Genomic DNA, 19,848 nt, shown 5'->3' on the forward strand with positions numbered 1-19,848 from the left:
CACATACAATTAATCTATCCATTGAACCGCTTGGTACTATTCAAATGTTAAGTATTGAATTTATAAGAAAAGATAAGGATCAGAAGATCATCGATGATCTAAGGGTAGGTAAAAAGACCACCCTGAACTTTATCTACCAGGAGTACTATCCATACATCAAATCGCACGTGATCAAAAACTCTGGATCAGAGGATGATGCCAAGGACGTATTTCAGGATGCTATGATGGCAATCTTCCAGAACGTCAGCAATAAGGATTTTGAGCTAACATGTCAATTCAAGACCTACCTACATGCCGTAAGTCAGAATATCTGGAGGAAGAAATTGAGAGATAAAAAGGATAAACACTTTGAACCAGTAGATGACCTGAGTATAGCTCAGGAAGAGATAGAGGATGCGGTCTTAAAAATGGAGCGATACAAATTTTATACTCGTAAATTCAGCGAACTTAGTGCCAAGTGTCAGGAACTGCTGAAGATGTACTTGAGCGGTATCTCTATGAAAATCATTACAGAGAGGCTCAGTTTTGCCAGTGTGTCCTACACCAAAAAAAGAAAATTCAACTGTAAAGAAAGCCTGATTAAACTAATAGAATCCGATCCTGAATATAAACTGGTAATGGGCTATGAATAGAAAAGAGCGACTGGAGCTCATCGATCGTTTTCTTACCAGAGAAATGTCCGACCTGGAAAGAGAACAGTTCAATTCTCATCTGGAAGAAAATCCTGACCTCAGAAAAGAACTCAAAGTTTCACTGGAGCTGATAGACGTGGTAGATCCCAAGAGTGAGTACAACAGCTTTAAGCGACTGATCCAAGAAGCAGAACTCAACTATTTTGGTCAACCCAAGCAGACTAACCAAAACTGGAGATTGGCTGCTGTGATTTCGTTATTGCTGGTGGCGGGAGTTATTGGCTGGATGATCGTACAAACACAGCGTGAAGAGGACTATTTCGCGGATAATTTTGAACACTATGAAATGCCAGATCAGATCAGAGGCAGGAGTCTTGATGAAGCACTAGCCAAAGATCAGATGGATACAGCCTTTGTCAATGGCTGGGAAGACTATAATGATAAAAATTATATTAGTGCCACCCGGCGCCTGGAATTAGCAGTAGCAGCAGATTCTACTAACTATACAGCTCGATTCTTACTGGGAGTTAGCTATTTAGCTCTTCGGGAATTTGATCAAGCAGAACCCGTGCTAAAAGTACTATCTGAAGACTCAAGTCATGTATTTCAGCAACAGGCGCAGAAGTATTTAGAACTTTTGCAAAGAGCTAAACAACAAGAAGCTAAAAAGTCATCAGAGATAACGAGTGAGTGATTCCCCTGTGCATATCATTTAGCTAAGGTTGATCAAATAACATGATCCATTGCCATGGCAGGGTCAGCTCCCACCGGCTGAGCTGGTGCACTCAGGTAATCCCTAATACTCGCATAGATCGTCTTAACAAAATCCCAGGCCCCACCTAATACATGCCTAAGTAACTTGGCTATGTTGCCAATAACGTCTGCTGTGAGATGTTCATCTGATAATGATGCGAAATTGATAATTGTTTCAATAACGCCGGTCACTGAGTTGAAATACCTATCAATAGGTGCCAGATTGATTGGATGAATGGTGTGAATAGCCTCTTTCAAAAACATCAAAGCAGCACGAATCTTCTTAATAACATTCGAAACCATTCTCACTTTATCTTTATCAGAAATAATCCCTTTTGGAGTCCATGTTTCGAAGAACTTGGCCGTTTCAAAAAGTAGACTCAAACCCTGAGTCAACATTCTGAATGCCCCAGGGTGCTCTATCTTGTGATGGAGACTGATACCATGCTGGACATAGAGTTTTACTTCATGGATGAGCCCTCTCATACCAAAAGCGGCCGAAGAAACTTGATTACCCATTACTGCCTGAGTGATGGATTGCACACCCAAGGTAGTGCCGATTGCTCCATATTTGACCACCCGACCATCAGATCCAAACCATCGACTTGCGAAGCTATGGTATTCTTTGATCTCATCAGCCGTCCCACTTTTGAGGTGCTGTAAGATGAATTGCCACCTGGTGGCGCCATGCTCTGGGTCAATTTTCATGCATAAATCTTTCAATTCTTTTAAAAGTTCCTCCTTTTTTAGGTCCTCATTGATCTTAAAAATCAACTTTTTAGTAGCAGGCATCTTAATATCCGAGCGCTTGTAGTCATGTAATAAGCCAAGAAAATTAAGGACGTGTTCGGGAAGAGGCTCACGACCATTGTGGAAATATTTAACTGTATAATCGTACTCATTCCTGTTTTGAGGCATCATTTGTATAGGTCCCATACTTGATACTGACGTTAGTCTTCGATGGCTAGGACCGAATGAGTTAGCTTGTGCTCTAACTCCCATCACATCTGCCTCTTTCTCCAATCCCGGATCATCATTTATCGGCACTGCGGATTTCATTTGCATGGTAGGTTTGACCCTTCCTTGCTTCTGCTGCACCACATGCCAGGCCTCATGTGGCAGATGCTTTTCCTGGCCTGGAGACAGGTGGATCTGATTGCCTTGTGCAAAAGCATGCGCTTGAAGTTGTGCAGGGCGTGGTGAATTGTAGTGAACTTTCACATCATCCAATGAGTGTCCTGAGAGATTCTCTATTCCTGACTTTAGATTATCGGGCAGGCCAGTGTTGTTTGGCTTGCGCTGGGCTATTGAATTGGCAACCGAATGGTTCGGTTGATTCACTAAATCACGATTTAATTTCTTCATTGTAAAGCTGTGAAAAAGGTGGAAGAACCAGAGCTATGCACAACTGGGGCTGGTAATGGCCCCGGTGCCACAAAAGTAGCCGCATGAGCAGCTGCCACTGTCCCTGGCATAGCTGCAGCCGCTGCATGTGTTCGATAGTGGAGATTCGCAGGACCTGCACTAGCCGCCATGCGTAAGGAACGCCAAGATAACCTTCTGGTAAGTGGACCTGGCGCTCCAACTGGAAAACTATTCGGATCCCCATGTTGTCCAATACTCATATTCGTCTGACCTAACCCATAATGTAAATTCATCGGGCTATTAGCAATAGCACTTGCCAGTGCGGTCAAATGTGAACGGGAGGCCGGATTATGAGGTATTGCCCCTCCAATGGCCGTAATAGCTGCTAACCTGGCATTCGCTTGAGCAAAAGCGGCATTAGCTGCCGCTGTAAATGGCAATGGCAATGGCACTGGGGATGCTGCGGGGTTGATTCCTGCTATCATGTTCATCACAGGAACCCAGGCAGCCGGATTTCCCAGGTTATGCTGATTGGCGGCAGTCGCTACTCTTGCCTGCACATTTTCATCTGAGATGTGATGGGCAATATGCAGTGCCCCTGGTACAGCTCCCATTTCAAATTCATTGTTCACATGTCGAAGCATGGGATTAGGATTAGCGGCTCTATGAGCTATGATTCCAGCAAGAGCTCGTCGGTTAGCCGCTGAATTATGTCTCCCTGACCTACCAGCAGGAAAAAACAATTGACCTGGCCCTAGTGGAGAGCTTCGAATTACCCGTTGTATCACAGCCTGAGAATTCTTACCACAACTCTTTGGAGAAAGACTGTTCGCAATAGACACGGACTTTACACGCTCATTCTGTTGGGAAGTTGTTAGCATCATTCTCTCATTTAGCTGTTAATCCGTCGGCCCCATTCCTAGAAAATGCTCTACGTCCTCCAAACTCAACTCCGTCCATTCAAAAAACTCATTGGCGTTGGCTGGGTTAATCTCAATCTTTGGGAATAAATGAAACAGCTCACTGTCCATGAGATTCACCGCATACTTTTGAATTTGTGCCTCAGAGGATTGAGCGATTTCTCTGATGAGTATGTCCCTGGCTTTTAGCGACAACTGCATTTTTTTGGCTTTGAATGCTAATGCGCCACCCTTTGCCCGGAGCTTCAGGTGTTCAAGTCCTACTGCCCGCTCCACATCAAATGGTTGCTCAGAAATCAACAAGTCAGTCAGGTCCCCATTTGGATAAGTATCCAGCGAAAAAATCACCTCTGCATTATCTGTTTTACTTACTCCATAGGACAATTCTCTAATAAGCGCTATTTCGGTGATGAGAAATATTTTATTGAAGTTGAAGAACTCTGTCGTCAACCTCCTGATCACTTCATGCCTGATTGCTTTGAAATGCGGCATTCTTAAGTATTGCACATCCTTACAGACCAGAAAGAAGCTGCCGGGTTCACTCAAGGTGGTAATATACTGGTTAACTTCCGGCGGATTTACCTTCTTTTTGTGCGGAGTGAGCATTTTTTTACTCAGATAGTTGGAGTCACACCCCATCTCCAGCTGCCAGATATGCGGCAGTGGTACAAAAGACTCCCAAACACCCACACTCTCAATAAATGGCTCTAAGACTGGCGCTGCAAAACTCTGAATATCCGAAGCGAACTTGTCTTTGATGTCCAGCTGAAAGTATGAGTCATAAATATTACCCACCACATTGATTCGCTTGTCGGACATGGAAAAAAAATCTCCAATACGCACATTCTTGCCGATAGGCCAGTTTAAAACAAACCCATTGGTATTGTGAAACAGGGTCTTGTACAGAGGTTCCAGGTTTTTCATTTATCGAGCGTTAAGGTTACGGATCCATGAAGATAACTATATGGATCCGTAACCATTCTAAATCAACTCCCCACAGCTGCTTCTGCTGCATTGAGCGCAGATTCAGCGTTGCTCAGGTTAGCAGTAGCTCGGGTGAGATCATTTTTGGCTTTCACCATCTGTTGGTTAGCCTGATCACTAGCCATCTGTGCTTCTTTTTCCAGATCTCTGGCACCTAAATACAACTCCTTCACTTCGGACTGTATTGGAGTGACTTGATTGTCAGAGGAGTCATCAGCTCCCACAATGAGTTCCTTGAGGTACTCAATTTCAGTCTGCACAATTTCAGCGGTATTGTTGGCTTGATTGGCCGTGGATAGCGCATTAAACGTAGAAGTGAGGGTATTGATAATTAGGGAAACGGCCTTATTGGCATCAGTTGCTGCCTGAGAGGCATCCGTTACCAGCTGAGAGGATATCAACGGGTTTGCTGCCTTGCGCTTCATAATGCGCTCTGCGGCTAGTGTGATCTCAGTGGCAGCAGCCAATGTGGCTTCAACCACCTTTTGGACATTGTCCAGTAGAGACTTAGTGTCGGCATAGGTATCATTGGCTGTGACTATGGATACCGATGCGGTGTTGTACAGCGATTTTACTTTCTGACTGGAATCAGATACAAGATTGTCCTCACTGGTGAGAACTGTCAGTCGATTTGTAGCCTGTGCCAGTAGGTTCTGAAAGAGCTCCGCTTTGGACTCGAATGACTCGTACTTTGCCTCAGCTTCGGCTAGTTGCTTTTTGGCATCCTGAACCTTTCGCTTGAGGTGTTTGATTCGGGAGGTTTTTTCTGCCGTGATATCCTCAAATACCTTCTTGTATTTTCTGGATGGAGTCATTTTGACTTTGCTATCTTTATTTTTCATTTGATTTAAATTTTAGTTCTCAACTAGTTATGATATCTGATACAATGATCCGACGTGATGATTGTCTGAGTAAGGTGAGCTAGCTGGCTTATAGACCAGCACATCTTCTACATTCGTGGATTTGAGTGCTGTATAAACCATCGCCTGATAGCTGATATCCTTAGATTTATCCTTAGGTGGTATCATTCGTGTTAGTTTCTCATCAGACAGTTCCTCCAGGAATTTCCTGGTTTTATCACCTACTTCTTTTTTGATCTTATCCTCATTAAAATCTCCAGACTTGATTTTCTCTTCGATCTCCGCAAACAAACCTTCATAGATCTTATGTGCATAATCAAGCATGTCGTGCTGATTCATTTGGAGAGGTTCTCCATAGTTGTCGGTGGCGTCCTCACCGACTTCCGTGTAAAAAACGACATTCTTATCTCTGTGCTCGATGATCACATCAATCTCCAGATCTCCATCTTTGAAGACTTCCTCAATCGGCCCTTGACTTGCCACGATTTTCTTGATTCGTTCTGCAATCGCCTTTGCCTTTTTAGCTTTAATGAAATTACCAATCAATGCCTCCTCGCTCGCTCTGGACTGTCTCTTAAGCGTGTTTGCCTGCTGAAGTGTGATTTCTTTTTCATGCAGATTGTCTTGCTTATCCAAAACATCCTTTTGAGCTTTTTTCAGGTTCTCTATGGCTTTTTCGAGCCCATCCTTCCCCTTCTTACTCTCGTCCTCCGAAGATTGATCACTAGTTCCTTTGGACTTTTTGAGATGCTTGAGTTCCGCATCGTCCAATTCGGATTCTCTGTTTTGGAGCTGCGTGATGGCTAACTGGACCTCTTCTTTGGCATTGAACACATCAGTCTCCGCCTTTTTTACTTTGATGTCGACCAACACTTTATCTTCGATCAAGTCGCCAAGTTTGGTTTCCACCAGTTTGAATTGTTCATTTCTCTGAGTCAGAGTCTCATCCGCAGATTTTTTACTCCACTGTGACAAAATCGGTGTAGCCACATAATAATTGGCGGGCTCCACTGTAGCCATGAGGTCTTCATCAAAAATGAAATCGGACGTCTTTTTAGCACTGATTGCTTCCAGGTCATCAATAGCAGTCTGATAGTCCTCCTTGGCTTGCTCCACTACCTTTGTCTGACCGCCCATCTTGTCGTCATCACTTTCGGCTGCTTTGCCGTAGATTCGGTATTCCAGATCATCCTGCTGCTCCAAATTACTTTTGATGTCCTCCTTCATGTGGTCCAACTGCTTGTTTAATTCCTTTACTTCAGCCTGTAGGGACCTGGGCACCTTTTCCTTTTTCTTCTCAAGCTCCTTAATCTTTTCCTCTACGTTTTCAAGCTGCTCTGTAGTACTTTCAATATTAATCTGATAGGTATTGTACTTCACCTCCAGCTCATAAAGTGCCTGCAGCCATTCATCCAGCTTCTGACTCTCCGCATTGTAGTGGTACTCCGCCTGGTATAACTGATCTGCGGCTTCCTGGATCCGTTTGTTCGTCTCGTTAGACTGCACATTGTCAGACTGCACCAGCATGATCCGGTATTCATAGAGATCCGGATCGTATGCTCTCAATGGTGTGGTAAACTGTACAGCAAAATTTCTCGAATCGAAAGTGGGCTCATAAAGTTTAGGTGCTGGAGCCATTGGCAAATCAGCCTGCAGGATCAAATCTTTGGAAGGTAGTGAGAGTATGCCATCTACATTCTGTGTGGTACGCTCAAACTCATCGGTGAATTCGGCATATACAAAAGCCACGTAATAAACACCTCGCTCGATAGGCTTGCCTTGATAATCCACAGCTATTCCACGGTGATCCAAATGCTGAAAATCCTGAGCGTCTACTGTTTCCTTCACCGGATATTTGGGATCATCCAGGATATACGCCTGATTGGTGCCTAGCAAATAGAATGTGCGAGCGTATCCTCTGTAACCTTGTGGCGGTATTTGGAGGTAAGTTCCCGGCTGCAAGTCTTTTGCTATGTTGATATCAAATGCCTCTGCGCCATCCCATTTGGCCATGATGACCTTGTAGCTCTTAATATCTTTTTCGTTTTGAAATCTGTCAAACTTAATGGTGTAAGATTCTCCAACTTTCACACCCGGATGGTGATGCTTCCCTTTATCCAGCTTAGGATTTACAGTGGTTTTCTCAGACTCCTTTACAGGGTCAAACAACAGTATACGGTTGTTGGAAACCTGATTAATCAAAGCCCTGGTGGTGGTAATGGCTTTATCTTTCATGCGGCTGATATCGAAAGATGCAGAGGCGTTTTTCTCTACCTTTTTAGCAGCAGTCAAAGCCTCATTTGCGGCCACCGCCTGGTTGGCCAACGAATCATACCTGGCAGCAGACGATTTATGAAAATTGGAGACTGAAGCCAGAGCCGCTTCAGCATCCGTTACTACCGTACTCGCTGTGGATTGTGATGCTTCTATTGTGGTTTGAAGGGAAATCAAACTCACCTTCTCCGCTAGCTGTGCCGCCTTCTTGATTTTTTTGTAAGCGCTTTCTACAGACCACTGGATCTTACTGTCATAATCCGCCGCATTCGCCACAGCCAAGATTGCCGCAACGTCACTGGATAATTTGGTGATGGCGTTGGCTGCTATCTGCATATTAGCCGCGGCAGTGGATACATTGCTAGTAGCTTTACCCGCATCTATCAGTGACTGCTTAGCTGCAGTGACCGCATTGTTGGCAAGATTATCCGCTTTTACGGCCTTCTTGTTGATCGAGTGCGCTTTAGCTTCATCTTTTTTGATAGAGAGGTAGTTGTTTTGGTTTTTCTCAGTACCACCATGCGAGTAGTACAATGATAGTTTGGCTGCCTGTTTGGCATTGTCCAGTTGATTCTGTTCATCTATCAACTGATTATTAGATTCCTTGATAGAATCCTGCAATTCTTTGTCGTAGGTAATACTCATAATCGTTTATTTAATGGTTTTGAAATCTTACTCATAGTTGTTTTATTCTTCCTTTTTTTTGGAAATCCAGGTACTCACAGTGTTTTTCCATCTTTTTGAAATTCTTTTTCGATCCCTCTAATAATGTCTTCCTCCAGTATGCATTCGGATCCTCGCTGCATGGCTTTAAGTGCTCCATACCGATACACATTGATGGCAGCACCACCTGATATCTCATACTGCCGCGAGAGGTGCTGGAGATCCAGCTTACTCTCAGGTTTTAAAGGGCCATTGAAAATGTTTGTCCAAATCGAATGCCTGCTTTTGGCATTGGGCATTCCGAAATAAACTATGGACTGAAATCGTCTGGAAAATGCTTCATCAATGTTTGATTTAAGGTTGGAGGCAAGTATCACCACCCCTTCAAAGTCCTCTACACGCTGCAGTAAATAGGATACTTCCTGATTAGCAAATCGGTCATTGGAGCTGCTGGTCTGAGTGCGCTTTCCAAAAAGCGCATCTGCCTCATCAAAAAACAATATCCAGTTTTGACGCTCGGCGTAATCAAATACCCTGGCCAGGTTTTTCTCTGTTTCGCCGATGTATTTGGATACCATAGCTGAGAGATCCACCCGGTATACATCGCATCCAGTTTCCTTTGCCAGGAGGCATGCCGTAAGGGTTTTACCCGTACCAGGTGGTCCGTAAAACAAGCTCCTGTATCCGGGTTTTACCTTTTGCGACAGCTGCATGTCTTGCATCAGGTAATCACCATGTTTTATCCAGGCAATGATCTGGTCCACATCTTCGCGTACCGATCGCTCCACCACCAGATCCGACCAATCCAGCTGAGTGGTGATCTTTTTTGCCGGGAATTGCGCATAGGTTTTAGGTGGTGCTAGCTCTCCCGTGGTAAAATAATTGAGGTATTTGGTAGAGATGGTAAGTGGTCTGCTCATCAATGGCTCATCCTCCGGCACATCCACGATCTTTACTACCTCCTCTAGTTGAAATAAATGATTGTCAGCAAACAATCTGGAGGCGGAGAGTCTGCGCTGTAGATCACCAGCTGATAGTATAAATAGGGCCGTCTCTCCTGTTGGTAAGAATCCGCCATGATACTTTCCTAAATACCCGCCAAACTCGGTGAACCCACGGTCGTAGCTCTGATTTTTAGAGAAGAAGACATCCAGTACTTCTGGTTTGAGATGTGGCACTAGCACTAGCATCAACAACAGTCGTTCATTATCATCCAGCTGATTGGACCGGACAAACCGGGCATATCCAGCCTCTCCGTCTTCCAGCACTGGTGGAGGGATGTCCTCAAAACCTCTTCCTTCAAAATATGCATTGAAGCGCTCATGCAGCACCTGCACAAACCAATTAAGCTCGGTCTCCAAGGTCGGTATGTGTTGCTGTAAAGCGCTCATCTCCAGTTGACAATTAAAGGTTTAGGCATCCAGGAGTATTTGATTGGAGAAATGGTGAATGGCAAATGATCCAATAGCATGTCGTAGGAGTTTTGCTCCACCAGCAGCTCCCAACAGTCCTCCTTATGCTCCAGCTTGCCCTTTCTCCAGAGCCAAGATCCACGAAACCCTTCTATAGAACTGGACCCGATGATGGTCCAGTGACCAGTAATGGCTTCTATCAGACCATGAATCAATCGATGATGCTCACTTTCCACTTTGATATCTGTGGTAATGGGCCGATCTATCGGCAGCCCACACAAAACCTTGTTGAGAGGTAAATGATGCTCATCCAATGGAGGATGATCCATCAGTAGATGCTGAATTAGCAGTGCAGATCGCGCCTGATACTCTGTAGATTTGAAAACGCCTGCAGCCATATACTCACACCTCTCCAGAAGGATTGGCAGGTAAGAATTGGCGATAACCAGGCCTGCATTCTCTATGTATATTTCATCATAGACGACATCCGCTGTTTCCTCAAAATAGGGTCTGATGGTGGATTCTTTGTCAAGCCCTTTTTGAAAAAAGTCATTGGCGATGATCCGTTTCAGATTGGCTGTGTCGAGAGTAGGGCTTTGGTCCTCCGGAAAACCTAACTGTTTCTCGATGTGATGAATCACATCATTTACCGCACCCTTGGTGGGCAAACTTATGGATGAGATCTTCTTAGAAAGTACCGGAATAATCTGAATATAAATGTGTGGAGCAGTGCTGGAGACGAGATTAGAAAATTCTTCCAGAAATTTATCCAAACTAAAATCACCTTGCGACAAGTGAGCAATAACCAGGCTTCTTGAAGCGCTTAAGAATCTATTGATTGGCGCCAGACCAGTGTTCAATTGAAGTTCCAGAATTCTAAGGAGCTGGGTCATTTGCCTTCCGTATTCTGGATTGAGGACGGTAAGCAAAGAATAATAAGTAGAGAGCGAAATATCACGACCAATTCCAAAAAAGGAATGATCTCCCCGACCAAGAACGGTCAGTTTGGTTTTAAGCAACTGTGGATTCCTACGGAGAACATTTAGCAGTATATCGTCTACAGTTTTGAATCCCAGCGCATATATCCGTTTTCTGTCAATGATTCCGTTGATTCCACACAGAATCATTTCTACCAGGGCTTCATCAGAAGCACTTGTTTTGGACTCGGGTTCTAAAGCATTTGGAGACTCATCCGACAAAGCGATGCGGTATTTGTCCATCATCAGTTGTGCATGTCTGGCAAGGATGGCGTTTCCGCTTGCATCTGCCAATTCATGAATGGCTCTCACTAGCTGATTAAAATCCACTCCATAGCGTCCCGACAGTCCGATCAATGCCGATTCTGCATCTTTTGGAGAGCTGCTAGTCAAGCCAAAAGCAAAATGAAGCATCAATTCTTTCAGCAATACCCGAATGGTTCTGCCATTGATCAGGTCACTCTTGGCAATATTATCCAGCGATCTAAAGGTATCTGACCAGCTTTGATGCCCTGAAAAAGGCATCTGATTGATCATTTTGGAACATACCTCGCTACTAAGTGCTTTTGCGATGCTTTGGGAAAAGCTGACCCGCTGCATGCTTCTTCTCATAAACTGAGCAAAGTAGGACGTATCTTCCTTGGCCATAAATAAAATGAGATCCTCCACAGATAGAATCCCTTCATTTTGCAAAACAGGATGCACCTTGCCGGAGCAAACGCTCTCAACAAGCCACTCTGGGTCAAAGGCTTTGATATCTATGCGCTCACGTATATTCTCAATCCCTTTAACATCCTCTTTGTAAATCTGCTCCACCAACTGAAATGCCACAGTAAACGAGCCACTTCCAGCCAGTAACTCCATCGCCTGGAACAAACTGGTCAGCAAGGATTCATACGATACCCCAAAATGCTTTGCAGTGTTGGTGACCAGTTTCTTGATAAAGACTTTATGGTTGAAGCTGCCACCATGATTTTCTATCAAAATGACCATAATCAAACTCCAGATGGTCTTTGGAAAATCTTCTCTGGAGTGATGAACTATCTCCTGCTCATCCTGTGCATCTACTATCAGTTGGTGATATTGGATAATCTGCCTATCGTTAGTCGGCTGCAAAAGGCTAATCAAACCATGGATGGAGCGCTCATCCAGAGGCTTCAAAAATGAATGGAGTTTTGAAGGTGAATTGACCAGCAGAAGAAGCAGCTGCATTAAAACCTTGGGACGAGTGCTCAAACTATGAGCTACCACCTGATCTAAAGAATACCTGGATGGAATCCCCGATTCCACTGTCCATTCATCAGCTTCCAAAAAATGCAACAGATCTCCAGCCGTATATTTCAGATTTACTTCAGGCTTATCCTTACGGATGCTATCCTCACCTTCTTTATCCAATACCTGATGGTCACGCCAAATCTCATAGAGCAGCATGGAAAGCTCTCCCTTTAACCCATTGGGTGCAAACTGCTGATAGGACTCATTCAGCAGAGACAGTATCGTCTGGAAACTGACATTGTAATGTGAACTAATCTGGTGCAATGTGCTGCTCAGAAACGCTCGAGTGTTGAAGTAAGAGCCACGCTCCTCGTACAGGTAATTGAAGATGAATTCCCACAGACTCTTGGCCAACTCATTGTCACCCGCCTTGATCACATCAGTATGCTTTTGGGTAGCCATCCAGTCATGGTGATACTGGATAATGGTATCTGCTTGAGAAGGCTCTACCTCTTTGACCAGAAGGTGTATGGTTTTATCTTCTAACTGCCGGATCAGTCTCGTTCTGGCAACGCCTGATTTGAGTAGGCTATCTACTTCTTTGATAAAAACCTCTTTGTTGGTTTTAAGAGACTGTACAAAGATTTCATCAAATGTCGTCCATCGGGTTTCATTGTAGTTCCAGGGCATGTATCCTTTGACCAGAAAATGTCGGATCATTTGTAGCATGCTATCAATCGAACCTTCCTGCTGCTCACTGTCAGGTCCCACGTCCATCTTGATGATCAGCTGCTTTAACAATTCCTCTTCATAGATCACGGGTAGGCTTTTCAGGTATTTGGTGTATGGTATGTCTCCCAGATCCACCTCCAATCGATTGATCACACTTAGGGTCTGCCTGTCAAATCTGGACAGGCACCTGTCAGTGATTTCAGCCAGTTCATTTCTTATTAGATCAGACAGCTCCTTTTGAAACTCCAGGCTCTTCTCTTCCAAGAAAAAACCAATTTCAAAAATTTGACTCTTGATTATATGGTCTGAAGGTTTCATGGCTTTCTCCTTAGTTTGTCCATTCTCATCACTAGCTTGATTAGGTTAAGTTGACTCTTCTCAGCTTTTGGCCCCATGGGCTTTCCGTTTTGTAAATGGCGAATCCCCTCCAACCAATGGTGTCTGGCACTTAGGAGTCCACCCATAACTTTTGCATTTAATGACCGAATTCGGTAATCGAGGTTCACCGGTCCTTCATTCTGGATATTTTGGAGAAATAATCTGGAAAACTCTTTCTCACGTACTCTGGTCACCCACAGCGGTAGGAAAATCAACACCTGACCTGCAAATCCGACTTGATCAGAGGAAGGCTGATCCTCATATTTATCAGCAAGCCCGGCAGCTCTGACACTTATTTTCTGATTGGCCCACCGATCCTTATTGGCTTCTAGCAGCCTGACCGTCTCGTTGAGGTCAAACAACTCCGTTTTCTTTCCAGCTGATTGATATCTGAAAACCAGTCTTTTGGTGCCGTTGTAAATACTCCAAATCTTCCGTGGGAGATTGGCCAGGAGCATCTGATTATCAAGCAGCACAAAACCCTTGGTCTGATGACACAAATACTCCAACATCAACAAGTGGTAGTCAATAGTCTTGGTAGAATCTGAGTGTGTAAATGGCAACTCGAGGATTTGCTCTCCATAGTAGGAGATCAGTATGGTCTGGTCCTTACCCTTTCCAGTCACCTGGATATGTAGGTACGGATCTTTGTGATTCATGCCATTGCGCACCACATCTACTATGCCTTTGTAGTAGCTATTGAGCTGATAAACCAGATCCATTCTCCGCTCCATTCCACTAAAAAGTGGAGTTGCTTTTAAGCTTTCTTTCCGTTTGGCTTCAGGGTCTGTATGGAAGTAGGACCTGCCACTATTCTCGCTAAAAAGGGGAAACCCCTTTAGCAATCCACTCAGCACACCTACCCTTGCCATGTGGTAATCTCCATAATCCGAATTGAGCTGTAATAGGCCAGAGAGTTCATAACCCTCACCTAAAGACGCCAGTTTGTGGGAGAGCATCTGAGATCTGGATTTGACATCCTTCTCCACCTTGTTGCTCAGAGAGACCAAATCTCGGAAGTAGGAATTGTCTGGGTCATCCACGAAAAACTGCCATACCTTATGTGGATGTTCCTGAAGGTACTCATTCTGACGTTTGTAGGCATCAAATGCTTTGAGCAGGTATTTCGCTCCGGGAGAGTGATACAGTCCCTGCGGATAATGACTCTGACACAAGCTCTCTCCAGGTGCTATCTCAGATTCGTAGGAGAATAGCTTCCCGATGTTTGACAACTGACTTTGGTGATCCGCAATAACCTGCTCAAACAACATCAAATAAGCCTTGAGCTGCTTAACTTGCCCGCTCCTCGACTTGCTCAACCCATCGAAAGAGTGATGCGTGTCCAGCCCATAGCTAGAAGGAAAAAGGTTTTGAATAGAGTGGTATTCCTTTACTTTCCTATACTTTCCTTTTGGTACTTCAGGGCCCAGTTCATTTTTAAAATTGAAACTGCTGACCGCTTTTCGGTCAGTAAAGGCTTCATAGTGAGCGTTGACCCGAGCCTGATCTACCCGATGAATGGCATGATCTCCATGCACTATCGAAAATTCTCCCTGCTGAAGGCAAACCCCAGCACTTCGGTAGTTAAAGAATGGTATTTTACCAAACGGCACCTTTAAGTTAGACTGACTTCCACTCAGTGCTACTCCAAAGGCATAAAGTGATTTGACCTCTTCTCTTTTGATCAATTCGGCCTGCAAGACATCTTTGTCCCAAACGTGTCTGAATGGCTCAAGATCTTGATCCAGAATAAAGCCATGATCCAGCCGTGGCCCATTGAGTATTTGTCCTACCTCCAATCCCGTCGCTTTCATTTCCTGATAGGTATGAAACTGAATGTACCGCGATGCATAGTTGTTGAGTTGGCAGTAAATCCAGGCAAGCACTTTCTCCACATCTGCTTCCTTGGTCAGATAAAAAGTACCAGAGAAAGTCGATTCCAGTGGAGCCAGTATTTTGGGGTTGAGAAACAGTTCTCCCAGGTTGCGATGCCTGCACAGCAAGGCTCTGATTCCACAGTCAATATCCTCCAGCGTGTCTCTCAACTCTGGCAAATCCTTCAGTGATTTCTTTTCACCTTGCATTTTAAGTACGGCCAGTTTTAGATCATCTGTAACCTCATAGTCCACTTGATAGGTACCGTGAAAAGCACCATGGACTATCACAGGTTTCACCCAAACATTCTTCACACCTTCGGCTTGATCTAACAATAGTTTTCTGAAATCACCCGGAGTAACAGGATTGGAAAAAAGAATCTGACGTGCAGTGTACAAGCAATCACCGTAAGACAGTGTACCCTCTTTATTTGTAAGCAAGTCCTCTATGGGAAAGTGACTCTTATAACCCAGATCCAGCAAGGCATAACAGAGCATTTCCAGTATGGTAATGCCCGGATCAGAAGGATTGTAATTGCTCCAATTCTTTCCGGCTAAATCGCCAATAAGCTGAATCCCTTCCTTCACCATTGCATCATAGCTGAGTGCAGTGTTTTTCACTGTTTCTTTTGGAATGGTGGCGATATCAGCTGTCTGGATACTCATGCGGTTACTTTTTCATTGTGCAGTGATCTCATGTGTTTGACCGTAGCTGACTTATTGATATCATGATTGGCCGCACTTATGAGGATGGCCAATGGATTAGTCGGTTTGATAACCTGATCTGCTATTTGCTGACCTCCAGTCTGATCTGACTGAGTAATGAGTTTGTCACCCAGGAAAACCTGAAAATGACTAAATGAGCGGACATACGGACGTGAACTGACAAACTGTAAAAGGTGATTGATCGTCAGTTCATCTCCGGTATACGCCAGGGAGTTATTACGAATCCATGGAGACAAATACTCTCGAATATCCTTTTGTAGTTCCCCATCCAGTTGGGTACTCATATCCAGGCTATCATACGTTACATCCACACTTATCTTTACTTCCTCAAACTGTGCATGAAGGACCTCCAGGTTGAGGTGTGCACTTACGAGCCCTTTGAGATATTCCAATACCTGACTCAAGGTACTCGCCGGGGCGATAGGTTTGAAAAGATCCAATCCATCACTCGCTGACATGGACGGAACCAGAGCTACCTGTATAGTTCTGGGTTTTGTCAAAGAATGATTTGCAATGACTATGACCTGATATACTTCTTGAAATCGATCAAGCACCAGGGATTTGATCGATTTGGCGGATGTACCCCGATTCTTATTGGAAATGCGCTGTGAAACACGTCTCCTAAATCGATGCTCTGTTTCAGGCGCCTCACCGCCAAAAGTGTTAAACGGCTGAGACACTTTAGCTATAGCTGGATCAGACTGAAGAAACTTCGTAATCTTTCCAGCTGGAAGGTTGGTAATGGTGAGCCCGGCATCTTGTGAGGTGATCTTTCTGGAAGCTGAAATGGCGTTAGTGCCAATCATACTAATGAAGCAGGTATTAACCGTGTGGTCATTTGCCGATATCCTCAACCAGTAGAGATCTGAGGACATGACAGTGCACTCATTTGTAACGTTAGGATGAACCCTTACCTCAATAATTCCAGTCTTGTTGAGCCCATACGTGCTATCAAAATTGATACTGGACTTTTGCCAACCATTTATGGTTAGGCACTCAACAGTTACCTCCTCGAAATTCTCATCAATTCTAGCATCAGGCCTGTCTTTTACGCCAATAAATAAGGTCAAAGCCGACCCAGGTAATAGCTGCTTAAAGCTCAGATAAGCATATCCACTTGCAGGAAAATGCGGGATGAATCTTACTGATGCGTTCTCCTTTGCATTGCCTTTGACGCGTGGTTTGATCTGTTGAATACCAAATGGATGGATCTGATAAAACTGATTGACCGAATCTGTCGAGAGATCCAAGGTAGAACTGGAATTGTAGGCAATATCTACTCCTTTAATTTTGGGTAGTAGTGGCTTATTTGGAAGCGGCTCGAATTTCTTTTTCTTCCCCCAAAACCACCACCATTTCATATCCTTGGCAGCCTGAAGCGTGTTCTCAAGTGTCACCTCAGCTACCACCTGAGGATAAATCTCGTTTCCGAATACCAGATCAGGGGATTTGAGGGAAAGAGCTACAAATCCAAAAGTCGACTTCTCGGAGTATTTCAGTGGCTGCTGTAGGGAATAATCCGGCTGCATACTGGACAGGTCAAACTGATAGTTCAAGCTGGTAATGGTTGAATCTGGCGTTTGCTTAGTTTTTGATGCTGATTTGTTCTCCTCCGGATCATCACTTACAGGTATTTCGTTTGGCTGACCTGAAGTTGGTTGCTCCAGAGAGCCACACCAGTCTTTGATCTTACCAGTACCATTCCCTGCAAACAATGACACATTGGTTGCGGTATCTTTCCATCCTTGCTTGGTAGTCAGCCACTGCAAGTCGCAGGTATATTCATTCTTAATCAACCGTGACTTCTGTGGGAGAAACGCTTTGATGTATTTATTATAAGCAGCATAGTACTCACGGAAGGCTACTTTATCAGGCAAATTCACCCAATTGAGTGTCAGCTCTAGTCCTTTGATGTTTTTGATGAATGATTCATAACTGCCAACTATGAGCCTATTACCCACTGCAGGGATATTGCCGAATGGACTAGCTGCGGTAGTAGTTGATAGCTTACCTGCCGGACTCTGGAGCACTGTAGCAGGAAGGCTTGTAACTGATGTACTGATGTCACACTTCTTAAACTTCAGTTGATCCAGCATATCATAGATCCCTTTGCCTTCTGGTAAGTCACCATTGCTGGCAGATTCCAAAGTAATCGATACTACCGGCCAACTGGTGCTGTATCCTTTACCGTGAAGCTTTTCATTGTAGCTGACAAGCGCTTGATTATCAAGACTGAGATGAATCAATAGTTCCAATTTACGATTGGTTTGATCCAAAGTGGCTGCTGTCTTATCTGGACTAAACCATCCTTTGCCCCCAGTTAACTTAAAGCTCAAAGAATCAGTAAAATCATTTAGGTTAGAAGTGGACTTGCTGATCTCAGCTCCATCCAATGCAAACTCTAATTTGATACATCTGGAGCCCCCCTCCATGTAAAAATCCGGTGAGCTTAACGCAAAACCAATGGCTACAGGAGCCAATTTGATATTACTGGCGCTCTCCATCCCAAACATGGGAAAGAAATGGTTTTTACCGGTCTGCTGATCCATTACTGGAGCGGCGAATTGTGAGACTGTGCCCCCGGTAAATACATCTGCCGAACGAGTCAACGTTTTATAATCCGATATAACCGATGAGGTGACCAGTAGGCTTCTATCCGTGTCGAATAGTATCGGATTTCCAAGGGGATCGCTGCCTCCTACCAGGGATGCCTTTTTTGGCAATAAATAAAACTCCAGATTCTTATTGATCGTGAATAATAAATATCCCTGATCTGGTGATGCAGCTGATGGTTTGAAGTCCAGCACTCTCTTGAAATGAAAATCCAGATGTTTAGACACCAGCTGATTGAGTGATTCCTGCTGATGCTTGTACAGTTTCAGGAAGGTCACCAGTAATGCGACATGAGGCTCGGTTTTTTGGGTGTTCAGACTCTGCTCAAACTCCAAAGCAGCTCGTTTTATGATTGCTTCGTAAAGCGTGAACAAGTTCTTAGTGGCCTGGCCCACGCCCTCCATAAAAGAGGCGGTATTCTTCTCAAAATGATATGAATCCGCTTTTTTTAATCGGATGTTTGGAAAAGGGTTGAAGTTCCAGATGACGTCCAGCAGCTCAAAATCCTTAAACTGGTTATCAATTCTCTCTTTGTCATGGAGCGTTTTCTGCTGTATAGCCAGGTGGTAGTAGCTATACAATTCTCTCAGTACGAAACTTAGTCGTTTCCAAATGATCTCCTTCAGGTAGGCTTGAAATGAATGATCGGGATGATAACCGCTCATGGTTTGATACCATCGATTGATCCGAAAAACGGTTTTGAACCCTATTCTAAAAGACTCCCACAGAAAATCAGCCTTATCCTCTCGGTTGGTGGTGAATGTGATGGCCTTGTTAAAATCCAACATTCGCCTGTAGGCGGCCTGCTGATCACTATCAGCTACTGTCGCCAGAATAGTTAAAAGATCTGTCTTGAAGAAATCCCCCCAATCTCCTCTTTTCCGGTCATTTTCATCGTAGTACCAAAACTGCTCTGATAGCTTGGCAATGAATGACAATAGTTCAGAAGTACCTCTACTATCCAGTTTGGTGTGACTCGGGTCCAAATAAGGATTTTCCATGCTACGCTGAGTGGCACTAGATGAGAAGCGGGCGATATGTTTCTTACCGCCCATCAAATATCCAAATGTGTGCCTTCATTGATGTAAAATGGGTAGACGAAATTGTGTCTGGAGTTGATCTTGCGTACGGTGTACTGTAAGTGAACTGACACATATCCATCTGCAGACTTGGTCATATCTATCACCAGATTGTCAACGATGATTCGCGGCTCGTAAAGTTTGATGGCCGTGGTAAGGGCATCTTTTATCTCTATTTCCAGTAATGAGCTTTGCGCATTAAAAACGAAATTCTTGAGTCGGGTACCATAGCCCTGGTTAAAAGGACGTTCACCAAGAGTGGTGGAGAATAGCGCTCGGAGGTTTTCATTCACATTTTGAATATCCTCAGTCATTACCACGGAATTGTAACCCTTGACAAACGTTGGGGGAAATCCCCATCCTTTTCCTATAAATGCATTTTTGTCCATAT

Annotated in this window: 12 protein-coding genes; 2 read left to right on the forward strand and 10 right to left on the reverse strand. The window is 44.2% G+C overall.

The annotated features are described in order from the left end of the window. The first annotated feature begins 44 nt into the window (after positions 1-44). Both ACO067_RS07190 and ACO067_RS07195 read left to right on the forward strand, forming a co-directional pair. Positions 45-632 (forward strand): RNA polymerase sigma factor, encoded by a 588-nt coding sequence (locus tag ACO067_RS07190; RefSeq protein WP_421872468.1) that lies wholly within the window; start codon positions 45-47, stop codon positions 630-632. Beyond that, on the forward strand, positions 625-1,326 hold the full coding sequence (locus tag ACO067_RS07195) for an anti-sigma factor family protein (RefSeq protein ID WP_421872470.1): 702 nt from the start codon (positions 625-627) through the stop codon (positions 1,324-1,326). Before ACO067_RS07190 ends, ACO067_RS07195 begins: the two co-directional genes overlap by 8 nt. 32 nt (positions 1,327-1,358) lie before the next feature. Here ACO067_RS07195 and ACO067_RS07200 read toward each other — a convergent pair whose 3' ends face one another. The 10 genes from ACO067_RS07200 to ACO067_RS07245 all read right to left on the reverse strand — a co-directional run bounded on the left by ACO067_RS07200 (position 1,359) and on the right by ACO067_RS07245 (position 19,846). After that, positions 1,359-2,750: a DUF4157 domain-containing protein gene (locus ACO067_RS07200; protein WP_421872472.1), complete on the reverse strand. Its 1,392-nt coding sequence runs from the start codon at positions 2,748-2,750 to the stop codon at positions 1,359-1,361. Then, complete coding sequence (locus tag ACO067_RS07205) at positions 2,747-3,634, reverse strand: hypothetical protein (protein ID WP_421872474.1); 888 nt, start codon at positions 3,632-3,634, stop codon at positions 2,747-2,749. The genes ACO067_RS07200 and ACO067_RS07205 overlap by 4 nt, the downstream gene beginning before the upstream one ends. Before the next feature lie 15 nt (positions 3,635-3,649). Beyond that, the gene (locus tag ACO067_RS07210) at positions 3,650-4,594 is read right to left on the reverse strand and encodes a hypothetical protein (RefSeq protein ID WP_421872476.1); all 945 of its coding nucleotides are present in this window, start codon (positions 4,592-4,594) and stop codon (positions 3,650-3,652) included. A gap of 62 nt (positions 4,595-4,656) precedes the next feature. Beyond that, the gene (locus tag ACO067_RS07215; RefSeq protein WP_421872478.1) at positions 4,657-5,496 is read right to left on the reverse strand and encodes a hypothetical protein; all 840 of its coding nucleotides are present in this window, start codon (positions 5,494-5,496) and stop codon (positions 4,657-4,659) included. A gap of 27 nt (positions 5,497-5,523) precedes the next feature. Beyond that, positions 5,524-8,433: a hypothetical protein gene (locus ACO067_RS07220; protein WP_421872480.1), complete on the reverse strand. Its 2,910-nt coding sequence runs from the start codon at positions 8,431-8,433 to the stop codon at positions 5,524-5,526. A gap of 74 nt (positions 8,434-8,507) precedes the next feature. Next, the gene (locus tag ACO067_RS07225; protein ID WP_421872482.1) at positions 8,508-9,842 is read right to left on the reverse strand and encodes an ATP-binding protein; all 1,335 of its coding nucleotides are present in this window, start codon (positions 9,840-9,842) and stop codon (positions 8,508-8,510) included. After that, positions 9,839-13,105, reverse strand: a complete 3,267-nt coding sequence (locus tag ACO067_RS07230; RefSeq protein ID WP_421872484.1) for a contractile injection system tape measure protein — start codon at positions 13,103-13,105, stop codon at positions 9,839-9,841. The genes ACO067_RS07225 and ACO067_RS07230 overlap by 4 nt, the downstream gene beginning before the upstream one ends. Next, positions 13,102-15,705 (reverse strand): hypothetical protein, encoded by a 2,604-nt coding sequence (locus ACO067_RS07235; protein ID WP_421872486.1) that lies wholly within the window; start codon positions 15,703-15,705, stop codon positions 13,102-13,104. Before ACO067_RS07235 ends, ACO067_RS07230 begins: the two co-directional genes overlap by 4 nt. Further along, on the reverse strand, positions 15,702-19,433 hold the full coding sequence (locus ACO067_RS07240; RefSeq protein WP_421872488.1) for a baseplate J/gp47 family protein: 3,732 nt from the start codon (positions 19,431-19,433) through the stop codon (positions 15,702-15,704). Before ACO067_RS07240 ends, ACO067_RS07235 begins: the two co-directional genes overlap by 4 nt. Further along, positions 19,433-19,846, reverse strand: coding sequence for a GPW/gp25 family protein (locus tag ACO067_RS07245; protein WP_421872490.1), 414 nt, complete (start codon positions 19,844-19,846; stop codon positions 19,433-19,435). Before ACO067_RS07245 ends, ACO067_RS07240 begins: the two co-directional genes overlap by 1 nt. Positions 19,847-19,848 lie beyond the last annotated feature (2 nt).

The sequence above is a fragment of the Marinoscillum sp. genome (assembly GCF_965229915.1).
Lineage (GTDB): Bacteria > Bacteroidota > Bacteroidia > Cytophagales > Cyclobacteriaceae > Marinoscillum.

What these genes read in the sequence shown, in the direction of transcription:
- ACO067_RS07210 (WP_421872476.1), bottom strand. Translation starts at nt 4,594, where the DNA reads ATGAAAAACCTGGAACCTCTGTACAAGACCCTGTTTCACAATACCAAT.
- ACO067_RS07190 (WP_421872468.1), top strand. Translation starts at nt 45, where the DNA reads ATGTTAAGTATTGAATTTATAAGAAAAGATAAGGATCAGAAGATCATC.
- ACO067_RS07200 (WP_421872472.1), bottom strand. Translation starts at nt 2,750, where the DNA reads ATGAAGAAATTAAATCGTGATTTAGTGAATCAACCGAACCATTCGGTT.
- ACO067_RS07245 (WP_421872490.1), bottom strand. Translation starts at nt 19,846, where the DNA reads ATGGACAAAAATGCATTTATAGGAAAAGGATGGGGATTTCCCCCAACG.
- ACO067_RS07220 (WP_421872480.1), bottom strand. Translation starts at nt 8,433, where the DNA reads ATGAGTATTACCTACGACAAAGAATTGCAGGATTCTATCAAGGAATCT.
- ACO067_RS07215 (WP_421872478.1), bottom strand. Translation starts at nt 5,496, where the DNA reads ATGAAAAATAAAGATAGCAAAGTCAAAATGACTCCATCCAGAAAATAC.
- ACO067_RS07235 (WP_421872486.1), bottom strand. Translation starts at nt 15,705, where the DNA reads ATGAGTATCCAGACAGCTGATATCGCCACCATTCCAAAAGAAACAGTG.
- ACO067_RS07195 (WP_421872470.1), top strand. Translation starts at nt 625, where the DNA reads ATGAATAGAAAAGAGCGACTGGAGCTCATCGATCGTTTTCTTACCAGA.
- ACO067_RS07205 (WP_421872474.1), bottom strand. Translation starts at nt 3,634, where the DNA reads ATGATGCTAACAACTTCCCAACAGAATGAGCGTGTAAAGTCCGTGTCT.
- ACO067_RS07240 (WP_421872488.1), bottom strand. Translation starts at nt 19,433, where the DNA reads ATGGGCGGTAAGAAACATATCGCCCGCTTCTCATCTAGTGCCACTCAG.
- ACO067_RS07225 (WP_421872482.1), bottom strand. Translation starts at nt 9,842, where the DNA reads ATGAGCGCTTTACAGCAACACATACCGACCTTGGAGACCGAGCTTAAT.
- ACO067_RS07230 (WP_421872484.1), bottom strand. Translation starts at nt 13,105, where the DNA reads ATGAAACCTTCAGACCATATAATCAAGAGTCAAATTTTTGAAATTGGT.